At 71.1% G+C, this 14,120-nt stretch carries 17 protein-coding genes; 7 read left to right on the top strand and 10 right to left on the bottom strand.

What is annotated here, in order from left to right:
* Positions 1-14 precede the first annotated feature (14 nt).
* The gene (locus tag ACWDY5_RS21050) at positions 15-1,310 is read right to left on the bottom strand and encodes a restriction endonuclease (protein ID WP_449723867.1); all 1,296 of its coding nucleotides are present in this window, start codon (positions 1,308-1,310) and stop codon (positions 15-17) included.
* Positions 1,311-1,393: 83 nt separating this feature from the next.
* Between ACWDY5_RS21050 and ACWDY5_RS21045 the strand changes: the two genes are divergently transcribed.
* Positions 1,394-2,269, top strand: coding sequence for an LLM class flavin-dependent oxidoreductase (locus ACWDY5_RS21045; RefSeq protein ID WP_449723866.1), 876 nt, complete (start codon positions 1,394-1,396; stop codon positions 2,267-2,269).
* 28 nt (positions 2,270-2,297) lie between these two features.
* A complete protein-coding gene (locus ACWDY5_RS21040) occupies positions 2,298-2,906 on the top strand; it encodes an endonuclease (protein ID WP_449723865.1) in 609 nt (202 codons plus the stop codon).
* Here ACWDY5_RS21040 and ACWDY5_RS21035 read toward each other — a convergent pair.
* The 6 genes from ACWDY5_RS21035 to ACWDY5_RS21010 form a co-directional block, all read right to left on the bottom strand.
* Positions 2,903-4,438, bottom strand: coding sequence for an MFS transporter (locus ACWDY5_RS21035; protein WP_449723864.1), 1,536 nt, complete (start codon positions 4,436-4,438; stop codon positions 2,903-2,905). The genes ACWDY5_RS21040 and ACWDY5_RS21035 overlap by 4 nt on opposite strands.
* Positions 4,435-4,986 carry a TetR/AcrR family transcriptional regulator gene (locus ACWDY5_RS21030; protein ID WP_449723863.1) on the bottom strand — a complete coding sequence of 184 codons (552 nt, stop codon included), beginning with the start codon at positions 4,984-4,986 and terminating at the stop codon, positions 4,435-4,437. Before ACWDY5_RS21030 ends, ACWDY5_RS21035 begins: the two co-directional genes overlap by 4 nt.
* Positions 4,987-5,045: 59 nt before the next feature.
* Positions 5,046-6,314, bottom strand: coding sequence for a serine--tRNA ligase (gene serS / locus ACWDY5_RS21025; RefSeq protein WP_449723862.1), 1,269 nt, complete (start codon positions 6,312-6,314; stop codon positions 5,046-5,048).
* Between the two features lie 82 nt (positions 6,315-6,396).
* Complete coding sequence (locus ACWDY5_RS21020; RefSeq protein WP_283666044.1) at positions 6,397-6,852, bottom strand: DUF350 domain-containing protein; 456 nt, start codon at positions 6,850-6,852, stop codon at positions 6,397-6,399.
* A gap of 64 nt (positions 6,853-6,916) precedes the next feature.
* Entirely contained in the window at positions 6,917-8,086 is a 1,170-nt protein-coding gene (locus ACWDY5_RS21015; protein WP_252485640.1) for a glutathionylspermidine synthase family protein, read from the bottom strand.
* A 2-nt stretch (positions 8,087-8,088) separates the two neighbouring features.
* Positions 8,089-8,622, bottom strand: a complete 534-nt coding sequence (locus ACWDY5_RS21010) for a hypothetical protein (protein ID WP_449723861.1) — start codon at positions 8,620-8,622, stop codon at positions 8,089-8,091.
* A 200-nt stretch (positions 8,623-8,822) separates the two neighbouring features.
* Between ACWDY5_RS21010 and ACWDY5_RS21005 the strand changes: the two genes are divergently transcribed.
* Together ACWDY5_RS21005 and ACWDY5_RS21000 are read left to right on the top strand one after the other, a co-directional pair.
* Positions 8,823-9,890 (top strand): septum formation family protein, encoded by a 1,068-nt coding sequence (locus ACWDY5_RS21005; protein WP_449723860.1) that lies wholly within the window; start codon positions 8,823-8,825, stop codon positions 9,888-9,890.
* A gap of 2 nt (positions 9,891-9,892) precedes the next feature.
* Complete coding sequence (locus ACWDY5_RS21000) at positions 9,893-10,243, top strand: metallopeptidase family protein (protein WP_449723859.1); 351 nt, start codon at positions 9,893-9,895, stop codon at positions 10,241-10,243.
* On the opposite strand, the gene ACWDY5_RS20995 is transcribed toward ACWDY5_RS21000, so the two are convergent.
* Together ACWDY5_RS20995 and pheA are read right to left on the bottom strand one after the other, a co-directional pair.
* Positions 10,240-10,866: a histidine phosphatase family protein gene (locus ACWDY5_RS20995; RefSeq protein ID WP_449723858.1), complete on the bottom strand. Its 627-nt coding sequence runs from the start codon at positions 10,864-10,866 to the stop codon at positions 10,240-10,242. The two genes, ACWDY5_RS21000 and ACWDY5_RS20995, sit on opposite strands and share 4 nt — an antisense overlap.
* On the bottom strand, positions 10,863-11,783 hold the full coding sequence (pheA, locus tag ACWDY5_RS20990; RefSeq protein WP_449723857.1) for a prephenate dehydratase: 921 nt from the start codon (positions 11,781-11,783) through the stop codon (positions 10,863-10,865). Before pheA ends, ACWDY5_RS20995 begins: the two co-directional genes overlap by 4 nt.
* Before the next feature lie 141 nt (positions 11,784-11,924).
* Here pheA and ACWDY5_RS20985 point away from each other — a divergent pair, with 141 nt between their 5' ends.
* Together ACWDY5_RS20985 and ACWDY5_RS20980 are read left to right on the top strand one after the other, a co-directional pair.
* Complete coding sequence (locus ACWDY5_RS20985; RefSeq protein ID WP_252485646.1) at positions 11,925-12,506, top strand: macro domain-containing protein; 582 nt, start codon at positions 11,925-11,927, stop codon at positions 12,504-12,506.
* Between the two features lie 12 nt (positions 12,507-12,518).
* Positions 12,519-12,803, top strand: coding sequence for a putative quinol monooxygenase (locus ACWDY5_RS20980; RefSeq protein WP_283662435.1), 285 nt, complete (start codon positions 12,519-12,521; stop codon positions 12,801-12,803).
* A gap of 75 nt (positions 12,804-12,878) precedes the next feature.
* Here the strand turns inward: ACWDY5_RS20980 and ACWDY5_RS20975 are convergent, their stop codons facing one another.
* A complete protein-coding gene (locus ACWDY5_RS20975) occupies positions 12,879-13,355 on the bottom strand; it encodes an Hsp20/alpha crystallin family protein (protein ID WP_449723856.1) in 477 nt (158 codons plus the stop codon).
* Positions 13,356-13,463: 108 nt separating this feature from the next.
* On the opposite strand from ACWDY5_RS20975, the gene ACWDY5_RS20970 reads away from it, so the two are divergent.
* Entirely contained in the window at positions 13,464-14,111 is a 648-nt protein-coding gene (locus ACWDY5_RS20970) for a response regulator (protein ID WP_252485649.1), read from the top strand.
* Positions 14,112-14,120 lie beyond the last annotated feature (9 nt).

Below are 14,120 nucleotides of genomic sequence, written 5' to 3'. Positions count from 1 at the left end.
AAGTTGTCCCGCCGTCACTGGAGCAAGATCTCTTCCGGGCGGCGATGGGTGACCGCCATTTCCCGCTCGGACAACTGGTGCTCGACGCAGGCGGGCAGGTCGTCGCCAAAATCGTCCCGCGCCATCCGCCGGAGTTCGCGCAGCAGCTCCATCCCGCTGATCAGCACGATCGGATACTGGTCCTCCACGATTTCCTGCTGTGCCTTCTCCGAGTAGGCCGCGGTGGTCACGTAGACACCGATCCAGCCACGACGCAACCGAGCCACCACCCGAGCGATTTGCTCCGCGCTGATCAACGAGGTGGGTTTGACGCACTTGGCCTGTCCGAGCACGACCAGACTGGTGCCGGCCAGACCGCTGCCGATATCGAGCCTGCCGACGAAGTCGGTTCCGCCGTCGCCGGATCTGCTCGTCAACCAGCCTTCGCGGTAATTCTGCCCACCGGCTCCCAACACCCGGGCCGCCACAGCGGAGGCCAATGCCTCAAACGCGTGCTTGTGGCCGTCGAAGCGCTGGTAGACCCAGTCCAGCTCAGCCTTGTCGATGCTGGTCTTCGGGCGCTGGTCGCGGACCTTGACGACCTTGGCGCGCGCCACCTGGCGCCGGAGCCTCGGCAACGCGGAGTTGCCGCGCCGCACCCACTCCTGCCAGGCCCGTGGCGCACGAGCGAGCGCCTCCTGGTCGGTGACGTTCTCGTCCCTGCGCGCGGCCACCCAGTCCCAGGAGACCTGGTCCTCTTCCTCACACAGGTCGATCAGCGCGATGTCGTAGACGTAGTTGACGAAAGACGTGTGTTCGCCTCCGCTCCGCTGCACCAGCCGCTCGGCCCGCTCGATGATGCCCAGTCCGCAGAACTCCAGATACCCCTTGTGTTTGCCGTTGTGCGACACCGAACGAAACAGCAGCAAGGGGACAGCCGCGACCCGCGCTTCCGGAGTCCGTCCCTGATGGCCGACGAACGCTTCCAGGAGCGCGGCATTTCCGGTCGTTCGACCCACCGGCTTGGTCGAGGTCACCTTGTGGTCACCGAAATAGCGGACGTGGCCGTGGTCCAAGTCGAAAACGTCGTGCCACGGCGTGTCTTCCGTGCCTGCCTTCCGTGGACTCGAACGGATGAGAATCGCCGGGCGCCGTTCACCGACCTTGGCCATCCCGTTGATGCCCGCCTCCAGGAGAGCCAACTTCTCCCCTGGCGAGTGCGTCACGTAGTGGTAGTTGGGGCAGCCGTCCAACATGGGAGAGTTCTGGTCCCTGCTGCTCGCGTAGCGGTACACCTCGCCGACGCGCAAAAACCCGCCCACAGTGGCCACTCCCCACATCCGATCCAGCGATCCCCGCGACAGTAGCGATGACTACCGACAACAGAGGTGCCAGCTGACTAGGCTCGGCGGATATGCGCTTCGGCATTGTGATCCTGCCCGAACTCCGCTGGTCCGAAGCGGCCCGGCGGTGGCGGACGGCGGAGGAGCTCGGCTTCGACCACCTGTGGACCTATGACCACCTGGCCTGGCGGTCGCTGGCGGACGGGCCGTGGTTCGGCACCGTGCCCACGCTGACCGCGGCCGCGACCGTGACCACCGAGGCCCGGCTGGGCACCTTCGTGGCCTCGCCGAACTTCCGGCACCCGGCCAGCTTCGTCCGGGAGCTGCTGTCCCTCGACGACATCTCCGGTGGGCGGTTCACGCTGGGGCTGGGGGCGGGCGGGATCGGGTTCGACGCGACCGTGCTCGGGGGTGCGGTGTTGCCGCCGATGGCGCGGTTCCGGCGGTTCAAGGAGTTCGTGGAGCTGCTCGACCTGCTGCTGACCGAGGACCACGTGACCTACCGGGGCGAGTTCTTCACCGCGGTGGACGCGCGGACGTTGCCGGGCTGCCTGGGGTCCGCGCGACTGCCGTTCCTGGTGGCGGGCAACGGGCCGAAGGCGATGGGGCTGGCGATCGAGCACGGGGCGGGCTGGTCGACCACGGGCACCGGCGGGGAGACCTTGGACGAGTGGTGGCGGAACCTGCGGGTGGTGACCGAGAAGTTCAACGAGACGCTGGCCGCCAGCGACCGGGATCCCGCCTCGATCGACCGCTACCTCCAGCTGGACGCGGGGCCGGTGTTCTCCCTCTCCAGTCCCGAAGCCTTCGCGGACGCGGTGGGGCGGGCCGCTGAGCTGGGCTTCACCGATCTGGTGACGCACTGGCCGCGGCCGGATGACTGGTACGCGGGCCGGGAGGAGACGCTGTTCGAGGTCGCCGGGAAGTTCCTCACGCCGCGGGCTTGAACCCGGTGACGCCGGGCACCCGAAGCGCATGAGTGCCCAGGACACCGTGCGCGACCTGCTCAAGCGGGGCGGCCGGACCTATGCCGAGCAGGCGGGGATCACGCTGGCGGACAAGCCCGCCCCGCTGTACCGGCTGCTGGTGCTGGCCACCCTGCTCTCCACCCGGATCCGCGCGGACATCGCCGTGGACGCCGCCCGTGAGCTGAAGGTCTTCGGCACCCCGGAGAAGATGCTGGCCGCGAGCTGGCAGGAGCGGGTGGACGCGCTGGGCCGCGCGCACTACGTCCGCTACGACGAGAGCACCGCGACCGCGCTCGGCGAGGGCGCCCAGCTGCTGCTGGCGCGCTGGCACGGCGACCTGCGCGAGCTGCGCGCCGAGGCGGACGGGGACACCGGGAAGCTGACCGGGCTGCTCACCGAGTTCCCCCGGATCGGGCCGGTGGGCGCGGACATCTTCTGCCGCGAGGCGCAGGCGGTGTGGCCGGAGCTGCGGCCGTACTTCGACCGGAAAGCGTTGCAGGGCGCGGAAAAAGCCGGGCTGCCGGGGGATCCGGCGAAGCTGGGTGAGCTGGTCAGTGGCCCGGACCAGGCGCGGCTCGCGGCCGCCCTGGTCCGGGCCGAGCTGGCTGACCTTTAGTGCTGGACGGTGGAGTCGGCGGAGACGCCCTTGAGCATGAACCAGGCGGACACCGCGGCGGCGCCGATCACCACCGCGGAGGCGACGCTGGCCCAGTGCATGCCGTCGACGAAGGCATGCTGGGCCACGGTGACCAGCTGCTGGCCGAGCTCGCCGAGGCTCCTGGCGACGTCGGTGGCGCCGCCGAGGGAGTCCTTGGCCACGGCCACCGCCTCGGCGGGCAGGCCGGGCGGCGGGATCACGTTGGCGCGGTAGACCGCGGTCATGATCGAGCCGATCAGCGCGATGCCCAGTGCGGTGCCGAGCTCGTAGGCGGTCTCCGCGACCGCCGCCGCGGCGCCTGCCTTCTCCTTGGGCACCGCGGAGAGCACCACGTTCGCCGAGATGGTGAACGAGGCGCCGCAGCCGAAGCCGACCAACAGCAGGATCAGGCCGAAGTACAGGTACGGGGTGTCGCCCTCGATGAACACGATCGCGCCCAGCGCGAACGCGGTCAGGCCGAGGCCGCTGGCGCAGACCGCCCTTGCCGAGTACCGGGCGGCGAAGGCGCCTGCCAGCAGGCCGGAGATGACCGCGCCGACGGTGACCGGCAGCTCCCGGATACCGGCGTCGAAGGGCTGGTAGCCCTGCACCAGCTGGAGGAACTGGGCACCGAAGAACACCACGCCGGAGAGCGCGAGCACCGCGAGCAGGTCGGCGAAGACCGCGCCGCTGAACTTGCCGGTGCGGAACAGCCGGACGTCGACCAGCGGCACCGGCAGCTTCAGCTGACGGCGGGCGAACCAGGCCAGCACCACCACGCCGACGCCGAGGCCGATCGCGGCGGGCAGGCCGAAGCCGACCGCGGCGATCTCCTTGATGCCGTAGACCAGCGCGATCATGCCGACCAGTGAGGCGACCGCACTGGGCAGGTCCCAGGCGCCCGGCTTGGGGTCCTTGGACTCCGGCAGCACCTTCCAGCCGACGATCAGCAGCACGATCATCACCGGCACGTTGATCAGGAAGACCGAGCCCCAGTGGAAGTTCTGCAGCAGCACGCCGCCGACCACCGGGCCGACCGCCGCGCCAGCCGAGGTCATGGCACCCCAGATACCGATCGCCATGACCCGCTCTTTGGGGTCGGTGAACAGGTTCCGGATGATCGACAGGGTGGAGGGCATGATCGTCGCGCCGGCCAGGCCGAGCAGCGCGCGGGCGGCGATGAGCATGGCAGAGGTGGTGGCAAACGCGGCCAGCACCGAGATCAGGCCGAACGCCACCGCGCCGATGAGCAGCAGCTTCTTCCGGCCGATCCGGTCGCCGAGGGTGCCCATGGTGACCAGCAGGCCGGCCAGCACGAAGGAGTAGATGTCACCGATCCACAGCAGCTCCTGGCTGGTGGGCTTGAGCTCCTCGGTGATCATGGGCAGTGCCAGGTGCAGCACGGTGCCGTCCACCGCGATCAGCAGCACCGCCAGCACCAGCGCGGATAACGCGATCCAGCGGGCCCTCGAGGGCACCTCGGTGCTCTGGCTTGCGGCGGTCTCGCTCACTGCACCCCACCCCTGAGCATGCCGCCGATGAGCAGCTCGGCCACCGCGCGCGGCGCGTCCCTAGGCGCCAGCTTGCCGTCCAGCACCGCGAACCCGGCGCCGGTGAGCAGCGCGACCAGCGCCTCGACCAGCCACTCCGCGCTCAGGTCCACCCGGAACTGGCCGGACTCCTGGCCGCGCCGGATCAGCGCGGTGAGCCTGCGGTCGAGCAGGTCGTACCCGGCGTCCAGCTCGGGGCGGGTGATCAGCAGGTGCTCGCCGGTGAGGAAGGCGTACAGGTCGGCGATGGGCATCAGCTCGCGCACCACCCGGCGCACCGCCTCGGCCGCGTCACCGTCCTCCGGCTTGGCCGCCTCCAGCGCGGCCTCGCCCTCGGTCAGCGCCAGCTTGGCCAGTTCGACCACCAGCGCGTCCCGGCTGGGCACCAGCCGGTGCAGTGTCGCCCTGCTTATCCCCGCCGCCTGCGCGACCTCGGCCATCGCCGCGTTGGGCCGCCGCACCAGCAGCGCGGCAGCCGCGCGCAGGACCCGTTCTCGGTCTGCCACCATGAGACGACGCTACCACCGGTGAGACAGCACTGTCTCATTCCGAGACTAACCCGAAACTGTTAGCGACTGACCGGCTTCAGCGCGTCCGCTCCGCCGAAGAACGGCCGCAGTGCCTCGGGCAGGCGCACCGAACCGTCCTCCTGCTGGTGGTTCTCCAGGATGGACACGATCCACCTGGTGGTGGCCAGCGTGCCGTTGAGCGTGGCCGCGACCTGCGGCTTGCCGTCGGCGTCCCGGTAGCGGGCGCCGAGGCGGCGGGCCTGGAAGGTGGTGCAGTTGGAGGTCGAGGTGACCTCCCGGTAGGTCTGCTGGGTGGGCAGCCAGGCCTCGCAGTCGAACTTGCGGGCCGCGCTGGCGCCCAGGTCGCCCGCGGCGGTGTCGATCACCCGGTACGGCAGCTCGACCTTGGCCAGCATCTCCTCTTCCCAGGCCAGCAGGCGCTGGTGCTCGGCCTCGGCGTCCTGCGGCTGGCAGTAGGAGAACATCTCGATCTTGTCGAACTGGTGCACCCGGATGATGCCGCGGGTGTCCTTGCCGTAGGAGCCTGCCTCGCGGCGGAAGCAGGACGACCAGCCCGCGTACCGCTTGGGCCCGTGGGTGAGGTCGATGATCTCGTCCGAGTGGTACCCGGCCATCGGCACCTCGGAGGTGCCCACCAGGTACAGGTCGTCATCGCGCAGCCGGTAGACCTCGCTGGCGTGCGCGCCCAGGAAACCGGTGCCCTCCATGATCTCCGGGCGCACCAGCACCGGCGGGATCATCAGGCTGAAACCGGCCGCGACGGCCTGCTGCGCACCCAGGTTGAGCAGCGCCAGCTGGAGCTGCGCGCCGACCCCGGTGAGGAAGTAGAACCGCGAGCCGGAGACCTTGGCCCCGCGCTCCATGTCGATCGCGCCGAGGCCCTCGGCCAGCTCCAGGTGGTCCTTGGGCGTGAAGTCGAACTCGCGCGGCTGGCCCACGTGCTTGAGCACGACGTAGTCGTCCTCGCCGCCGTGCGGGATGCCGTCCACGATGATGTTGGAGATCCGGCGCTGGGCGGCGACGAACTCGGCCTCCGCCTCGTGCTGCTCGGCCTCGGCCGCCTTCACCTCGGCGGCCAGCTCCTTGCCCTTGGCCAGCAGCGCCGCGCGCTCCTCGCCCTGGGCCCTGCCGACCTGCTTGCCGAAGGCCTTCTGCTCACCGCGCAGGGTGTCGGCCCTGGAGACCACGGACCGCCGCCGCTCGTCCGCACTCAGCAGCGCGTCCACCAGCGCCGGGTCTTCTCCCCTGGCACGCTGCGAGGCGCGCACCAGGTCCGGGTTCTCGCGGAGGGTCTTGAGGTCGATCACAGTCGGTCAGCCTAGCGCCTGACCAGGGTGATCAACGCGGCGGGCGGGTCCAGCCGGACCCCGCCCACCGCGCCGGTGGAGATCAGCTGATGGCGACCGCGACCACCAGGCCGAGGCCCAGGTGCGCCGAGGCGACGACCAGGCTGGCCGGGGTGAACTGGTCCGCGCGCAGGATGGCGCCGATGTCGATCCGGGTGGCCCACTCCAGCAGCCGCACCGCGAGCACCTGCACGATGATGCCGACCAGGCCGAAGATCAGCGCCAGCAGCAGGCCCTCGGTGAGCTTGCCCGCCGCGTTGTAGATGGCCACCACCACGATGAAGGCCATGCTGAGCAGCCCGGAGGCGGTGATCACCACCGCGTTCGGCGAGCCGGCCCGCACCATCTGGTTGAGCTTGCCGGGGGTGGTCAGGTCGATGGCGTAGAAGCCGACCAGCATGAGCAGCAGGCCAACCACCGCGTACAGCGCGATGGCCCCGATGCCGCGGACGACGTTGGCGCCGAAGCCGGGCTCCAGCGCGAGGCTGGACACGGTCATCAGGTTGGACACTTGGGGTTCCTCCTAGTTACCCGACCGTCTGCGTTGGACGGTCCAGTGTGGACTACGACGACTGCGGAATCCGGTGCGGCACGAACGCCGCGCCGTCGTCGGTCACCAGACCGACCGTCTCCCTGATGCCCAGCCCCGCGGCGTGGTCGCCGACCACCCAGGCGCCGAGCACCGGCCGCATCCCGTCGAACTCCGGCAGCGGCGAGAACAACTGGTAGACGAACCCCTCGGCGCCGTACACGCCGCCGGTGCGCTGCTCCATGCCGGGCGCCACGATGTCGATGTTGGCGCCTTCCCGGCCGAGCAGCGGCTTCTTCACGTACTCGGTGAGGAAGCCGGGTTCGTTGAGGTAGGCGGGCAGCAGGTTCGGGTGCCCCGGGTACATCTCCCACAGCACCGCGAGCAGCGCCTTGTTGGACAGCAGCATCTTCCACAGCGGCTCGATCCACAGCGTGCCCGGCAGCGTCTCCACCGCGTGCCTGCCGAACGGGTCGTCGACCAGCCACTCCCACGGGTAGAGCTTGGCCACCGTGCCCATCGGGTCCTCGCGGAGGTCGACGAACCGGTGCAGCACCGGGTCCCAGCCGATCTCCTCGATGGCCAGGCCCACGGTGTCCAGCCCGGCCTCGGCCGCGGTCTCCTGCAGGTAGGCCGCGGTGATGTGGTCCTCGCCGCTGGCGTCCGCGCCGGAGAAGGTGAAGTGCACCAGCGGCGAGGGCAGCTTGTCGGCCAGCTCGCCCCAGCGCTCCACCAGCTTCTCGTGGATGGAGTTCCACTGGTCGTGGCCCTCGTGCGTCTCCTGCAGCCAGTTCCACTGCACCACCGCGGCCTCCAGCAGGGAGGTCGGGGTGTCCGCGTTGTACTCCAGCAGCTTGGCCGGGCCGGAGCCGTCGTAGCGCAGGTCGAAGCGGCCGTAGAGGTGCGGGTCGTGCCGCCGCCAGGACTCGGCGATGGCCGGCCACACCCACTCCGGGATGCCGAAGTCCTTGAACCGCTCGGTGGTCACCACGTTGTCCACCGCGTCCAGGCACATCGAGTGCAGCAGCTCGACGTCGGCCTCCATGGCCAGCACCTCGTCGAGCTCGAAGACGTAGTGCACCGACTCGTCCCAGTACGGTCGGCGGCTGCCGTCGGCGTAGGTGGCCGGGGAGCCGTAGACCAGGCCCTGCCCGGCGATCCGCGACTCCCAGTCGGGGCGCGGCGCTGAGGTCTCGCGACGCACGGTCAGCTGCCTCCGCTGGAGCCGCCGCCGCGGATGCCGAAGCCGCCGCGCTGGATGGACTTGCCGCTGGCGGTGCTGATGTTGGCGTCCTTGGGGCGCACCGAGCTGCCGCCGGTGATCTTCTGCCCGTAGCTGCCGGTGCCGCCGTAGTTGTAGCTGTACTGGCGGCCGCCGCTGTAGATGAACACCCCGCCGCTGTGGCCGGAGGCGCCGTGCGAGCGCGCGTAGTCGTCGTCGCAGTAGTCGTCGTCGACCACCACCCCGTTCTGGTCGACGCAGCGCGCGGTGACGTCGTCGGGCTGCTGCGCGGCGTACCAGATGGCCACCAGCGCGACCACGCCCACGGTCACCCCGCCGCCGATGAGCAGCCGTTTGCGCAGCTTGGCCTTGCGCTCGGCCTCGGCGATCGCCGCCTGCCGGTGTGCCAGCTCCGCCTGTTCGGCCTCCTGGCGAGCACGTTGCTCGGCCAGGGTCGGCGGACGGGCCCTCGTCGTACTCGGGTCCTGGTGGCTAACCTGTCCTCGCCTGGGAGGCACAGGAGGCTGCTGGTTACCCGGATTCACGTTCTCAGTCATCGACCACTCCCGGCGGCACCGTACCTACGTCGTCCCTGTGACGGAGCAAGAAGGCTGAATAGCAATACACGTCACCCGGATGGCCGTATGAATGGGGGCCTCACGGCATGATGGAGAGGATGCCAGGGCCCCAGACGTCGACCGCTGATCGGATTCGCCTCATGAACAACACGGCAAGCACCCGCCGCGTCATGGCAGGGGCGTTCGCCGGTGCGCTGATGGTCCTGGTGCTGAGCACCGTCCTAGGGTGGCACGTCGGTCCCGAGGTCGCAGGGGAGACCGACGGGCCGGCCAGCGCGGTCCGGGACGCGCCGCCCGGCACCTGCCTGACCTGGACCCGCCAGGACGCGGGCGACGCGCGCCGGGTGGAATGCGACAAGCCGCACCTGTTCGAGATCACCGGCTCGGTCGACCTTTCCGCGGACTTCCCGCCGGGGTCGCCGTTCCCGGACGCGATCCGCTGGGAGGGCATCGCCGCCGACCGCTGCACCGAGATGTCCGTGCAGTACCTGGACGGCCGGTTCGACCCCAACGGCAAGCTCGGGGTGAACCTGCTGCGCTCCGGTGAGAAGAGCTGGAACTCCGGGGAGCGCAAGGTCTGGTGCGGCATGCAGGACGCAGGCCCGTCCGGGCTGCTGTACCCGACGGCGGGCAGCGCGAAGACCGCCGACCCGTCCAACGTGCACCCGCAGGGCATGTGCCTTGGCATCAGCGGCAAGCAGGTCTACGACCCGGTGCAGTGCGACCGGCCGCACGCCTACGAGGTGGTCGGCGTGGTCAACCTGGGCGCCCGGTTCCCGCAGGAGTTCCCGGCCGAGGCCAAGCAGGACGAGCTGCTGGCCGCGGAGTGCCCGAGGACCGCGGCGGAGTTCGCTGGCGGCCAGGACGTGGTCAGCCGCAAGGGCCTGATCGTGTTCTGGGACACCCTCAAGCAGGAGAGCTGGCTGGCCGGCGCGCGCAGGGTGGAGTGCAAGGTCGGCGCGCGGCTGCCGGACAAGAGCGGGCTGGCCCCGGTGCACGGCAGCGTCAAGGGCGATGTGCTGGTCGGCAAGGAGCAGGCGCCGGTGCTGCTGTCCAAGCTGCCGCCGGGCGCCCCGGCCCCTGCGGGCAGCCCTGGCACCGAGGTGAAGGCGGAGGACACCGTGGTGCCCACCAACGCCAACTCCGAGCACCCCGGCGGCACACCCGGCGGCGAAGCGCCGGCCACCCCCACCTCCACCGGCGGCTAGCCGTGCCGGTGGACATGACCCCTGGCCGGTTCGACGAGCTGGTCGGCGAGGCGCTGGACGAGGTGCCGCCCGAGCTGGCCAGGGCGATGGACAACGTGGCCGTCTTCGTCGAGCCCCGGCACCCGGAGGAGCCCGGGCTGCTGGGGCTGTACGAGGGCATCGCGCTGACCGAGCGCAACACCGACTACGGCGGCGTGCTGCCGGACCGGATCACCATCTACCGGGACGCCATCCTGGACATCTGCGAGACCGAGGACGACGTGGTCGAGGAGGTGGCGATCACCGTGGTGCACGAGATCGCGCACCACTTCGGCATCGACGACGCCAAGCTGCACGAACTGGGCTGGGGCTAGAACCGCTCGATCCCCAGCCACTCCACGAACCGCCAGCCACCTGAGCTGTCCGGGTCGGCCTCCAGCACCACCCGGCCGGTGTTGGGCAGGTACGGGTGCCCCGCGAGCACGTCGGTGCTGCCGTCGAGCAGGTGCACCGCCATCAGCCGGATCGCCGCGCCGTGGCTGACCAGCACCACCACTCCGTCGCTGTGCTCGGCGGCGATCTGGCGCACCGCCGCGCTGAACCGCTCGACCACCTGGAACCCGGTCTCGCCGCCGGGCGCGGAGCCGGCCAGGTCGCCGTCCAGCCAGCGGTCCACCACCCGGCTGAACTCCCTGATCGCCGCGTCGTCGTTGCGGCCCTCCAGCTCGGGGCCGACCTGGGTCTCGTGCACGCCCTCGATCACCCGCACCGGCACCCCGTGCCGGAGTGCGACCGGGGCCGCGGTCATCTGGGCGCGCACCGCGACGCTGGCGTAGACCGCGGTCACCGGCTCGGTGGCCAGCTCCTCGGCCAGCTTGTCGGCCTGGCGGCGGCCCTCGGCGGTCAGCGGCGGGCCGGGCGGCTTGGAGTCCAGTGCGTGCCGGACGTTGGCCGGGGTCTGGCCGTGCCGAACCAGCATCAGTCGTAACGAGCTCATGCCTGCTCGCCCGCGCGCACCTGGGCCAGCCACTGGCCGGCCTCGGTGAACTCGGCCGCGCCGGTGCCCGGCGCCGGGGGCGGCGACTGGCCGTCGGCGCGCGGGAAGGAGCCGAGGAAGCGCACGTCGGAGCAGGTCCGGTGCAGGGCGGCCAGCGCGTCGCCGACCCGGGGCTCGGCGATGTGCCCGGCGAAGTCGAGGAAGAACCGGTAGACGCCCAGCTTCTCCCTGGTCGGCCGGGACTCGATCCGGCACAGGTCGATCCCGCGCAGGGCCAGCTCGACCAGCACCGCCGACAGCGAGCCCGGCCGGTTCTCGGTGACCACCACGATCGAGGTGCGGTCGTTGCCGGTCGGCTCCGGCAGCGGGCCGGGCTTGCGGACCAGCAGGAACCGGGTCACCGCGTCGGCCACGTCGCCGATGTCGGTGGCCAGCGCGGTCAGCGCGGAGCCCTCGGCCGCGATCGGCGCGGTGATCGCCGCGTCCGCGCTGCCCTGCGCGACCGCGACCGCGGCGGCCGCGGTGGAGGTGGTGGCCAGCTCGGCCGCGCCCGGCAGGTTGGCCGCCAGCCACTCCCTGACCTGGGCCAGTGCGTGCGGGTGGCTGGTCACGGTGCGGATGTCGGCGGCCGTGGTGCCGGGCCGGACCAGCACGCTGAAGCGCACCGGCAGCACCGTCTCGGCCACCGCGACCAGCGGGCTGCCCAGGGCCAGGCCGTCCAGGGTGGGCGGCACCGAGCCCTCCACCGAGTTCTCCACCGGCACCACCGCGGCCTCGACCTTGTCCAGCCGGACGCTCTCCAGTGCCGCGGCGACCGTGGTGGCCGGGACCAGCTCGTGGGCAGCCGGGTCGAACAGGCGCCGGGTCGCCTGTTCGGTGAAGGTTCGTTCCGGCCCCAAGTAGGCGATGCGCGGCATACCTCACCCTAACCCGGTAGCGGGAGGCCGCTGTGTCCTTGCTCTCAACCGTGAGAACACCCACCCGACTGGTGGAAGACCCGGTGACCGGCCGTGTTGGTTTGCTGCAATGCTTTCCCCGTGACCGGCGATGCTTGGGGCGTGACCGGGAAAGTGCAACCACAGGCGGCAGTGCCCCGCCTGGTGCTGTGCGCCGTGGCCGGGCCGCTCGGCTGGGAGTGGGAACGCGCGGCGGCCGGCCGCGCCGGGGTCGAGGTGCACCAGGGTTCGGTGCTGGACCTCGACGTGGACGCGGTGGTCAGCCCGGCCAACTCCTACGGCTGGATGCGCGGCGGTATCGACGCGGTCTACGCCACCGCCTTCCCCCAGGTCGAGCAGTACGTGCGCAGCGCGGTGCTGGCCCTGCACGGCGGTGAGCTGCCGGTCGGCGAGGCGCTGATCGTGCCCACCGGCGAAGCGGCCCCGCAGTGGCTGATCAGCGCGCCCACCATGCGGGTGCCCGGCGAGCTGCTGCCCAAGGACACCGTGCACCCGTACCTGGCCGCCCGCGCGGTGTTCCGGCTCTGGCGGGAGGGCAGGCTGGAGGACGGCACCCCGGTGCGCCAGGCGGTCCGCTCGATCGCGCTGCCGGGACTGGGCACCGGGGTCGGCGGAGTGGATCCCTCGACCTGCGGCCGCCAGGTCACCGCGGCGTGGGATGAGGTCTTCGGCTCCCGGAACTGACAGTCTGGACCCATGATCATCATCGCGGGCTGGCTGGACGTCGATCCGGAGACCAGGGACGCCTACCTGCGGGACTGCCTGCCCGCGATCGAGCTGGCCAGGGCCGCGCACGGCTGCCACGCCTTCGTCCTCGCCCCCGACCCGCTGCTGCCCGGCCGGATCACCGTGTTCGAGCGCTGGGAGTGCGACGAGGACCTGGCCCGCTTCCGCGGCGACGGCCCGGACTCGGCGCAGACCGCGCAGATCAGGGACGCCTCGGTGGCCCGCTACCGGGTTTCCGCGGTCGAAGACCCCTGATCTGCGCGTACGCTGAACGCGAAAGGGGCATTCCCGTGGTGCAAGCACGGGAATGCCCCTTTTGTTCGCTGCTGGTCAGCCTGCCTCGACGGCCGGGCGCTCGGTGGTCTCGCCGCCGCGGATGGCGATCTTCGCCGGAGCGGCCGGCACCTTCACCACCTCGCGGATGCGGACCTTGAGCAGGCCGCGGTCGTAGTCGGCCTCGATCTGCTCGGCGGTGACACCGGCCGGCAGGGAGAACTCGCGCCGGAACTCGCCGTGCCGGATCTCCTTGCGGATCAGGCCGCCCTGCTCCTCGGAGTGCTCGTCGTGCCTGCGGCCGCTGATGGTCAGGCGGCGCTCGGCCACCTCGACCTCGACGTCCTTGGCCACGTCGACGCCGGGCAGCTCCAGCGTGAGCACGACGTCGGCGCCGTCCTTGCGGACGTCGGCGGCGGGAACAAAGCCCTGGGCGGAGGGCGCTGAACGGGTCAGACCCTCGAAGACGTCACGGTCGAACTGACGGACCAGCGCGGTGAACGGGTCCCACGTGGAACGGACTGCAAGAGCCATGTTCATTTCACCCTTTCCAGGTTCCTCACCGGCGGCTTTAGCACTCGCCGGTCATGAGTGCTAACGACCGGCCGCCCGGAGATGTTCCCGCCCCCGTAACCTGATCTGGTGCCGATCCGGGTCCTGCTCGTCGACGACCACGAGGTGGTCCGCCGCGGCCTGCGCGACCTGCTGGACACCGAGGACGACATCCAGGTGGTGGCCGAGGCGGGCAGCGTGGCCGAGGCCGAAGTGGTCGCGCTCGCGCACCGCCCCCAGGTCGCGGTGGTGGACATGCGGCTGCCCGACGGCGACGGGGTGGCGCTGTGCCGCACCCTGCGCGCCCAGGGCCCGGACGCGCCGCGCTGCCTGGTGCTGACCGCCTTCGACGACGAGGCCGCGCTGGTCGGCGCGATCATGGCCGGGGCCTCCGGCTACCTGCTCAAGCAGGTGCGCGGCCAGGACCTGGTGACCGCGGTGCGCGAGGTGGCGGCCGGGCGCTCGCTGCTCGACCCGGTCACCACGGCCAGGGTGCTGGACCGGTTGCGCCGCGGCGATCCGGAGCCGCCGGACGAGCTGGCCGCGCTCACCGACCAGGAGCGCAAGGTGCTCGGCCTGATCGGCGAGGGCCTGACCAACCGGCAGATCGCCGAGCGGCTGTTCCTGGCCGAGAAGACGGTGAAGAACTACGTGACCTCGGTGCTGGCCAAGCTCGGCATGGAGCGCCGCACCCAGCTCGCCGCCTGGGTCGCGCGCCGCTCACACGGGACCGACTGACACGCTGCC

The organism is Crossiella sp. NPDC003009, from assembly GCF_053591555.1.
This window is presented reverse-complemented; position numbering and strand designations above follow the sequence as displayed.

Bases quoted from the DNA above. Each gene is read 5' to 3' on its own strand.
- pheA (WP_449723857.1), bottom strand. From the start codon at position 11,783: ATGCCGCGCATCGCCTACTTGGGGCCGGAACGAACCTTCACCGAACAG.
- ACWDY5_RS20980 (WP_283662435.1), top strand. From the start codon at position 12,519: ATGATCATCATCGCGGGCTGGCTGGACGTCGATCCGGAGACCAGGGAC.
- ACWDY5_RS21020 (WP_283666044.1), bottom strand. From the start codon at position 6,852: ATGACCGTGTCCAGCCTCGCGCTGGAGCCCGGCTTCGGCGCCAACGTC.
- ACWDY5_RS21040 (WP_449723865.1), top strand. From the start codon at position 2,298: ATGAGTGCCCAGGACACCGTGCGCGACCTGCTCAAGCGGGGCGGCCGG.
- ACWDY5_RS21005 (WP_449723860.1), top strand. From the start codon at position 8,823: ATGAACAACACGGCAAGCACCCGCCGCGTCATGGCAGGGGCGTTCGCC.
- ACWDY5_RS21045 (WP_449723866.1), top strand. From the start codon at position 1,394: ATGCGCTTCGGCATTGTGATCCTGCCCGAACTCCGCTGGTCCGAAGCG.
- ACWDY5_RS21030 (WP_449723863.1), bottom strand. From the start codon at position 4,986: ATGGTGGCAGACCGAGAACGGGTCCTGCGCGCGGCTGCCGCGCTGCTG.
- ACWDY5_RS20995 (WP_449723858.1), bottom strand. From the start codon at position 10,866: ATGAGCTCGTTACGACTGATGCTGGTTCGGCACGGCCAGACCCCGGCC.
- ACWDY5_RS20975 (WP_449723856.1), bottom strand. From the start codon at position 13,355: ATGGCTCTTGCAGTCCGTTCCACGTGGGACCCGTTCACCGCGCTGGTC.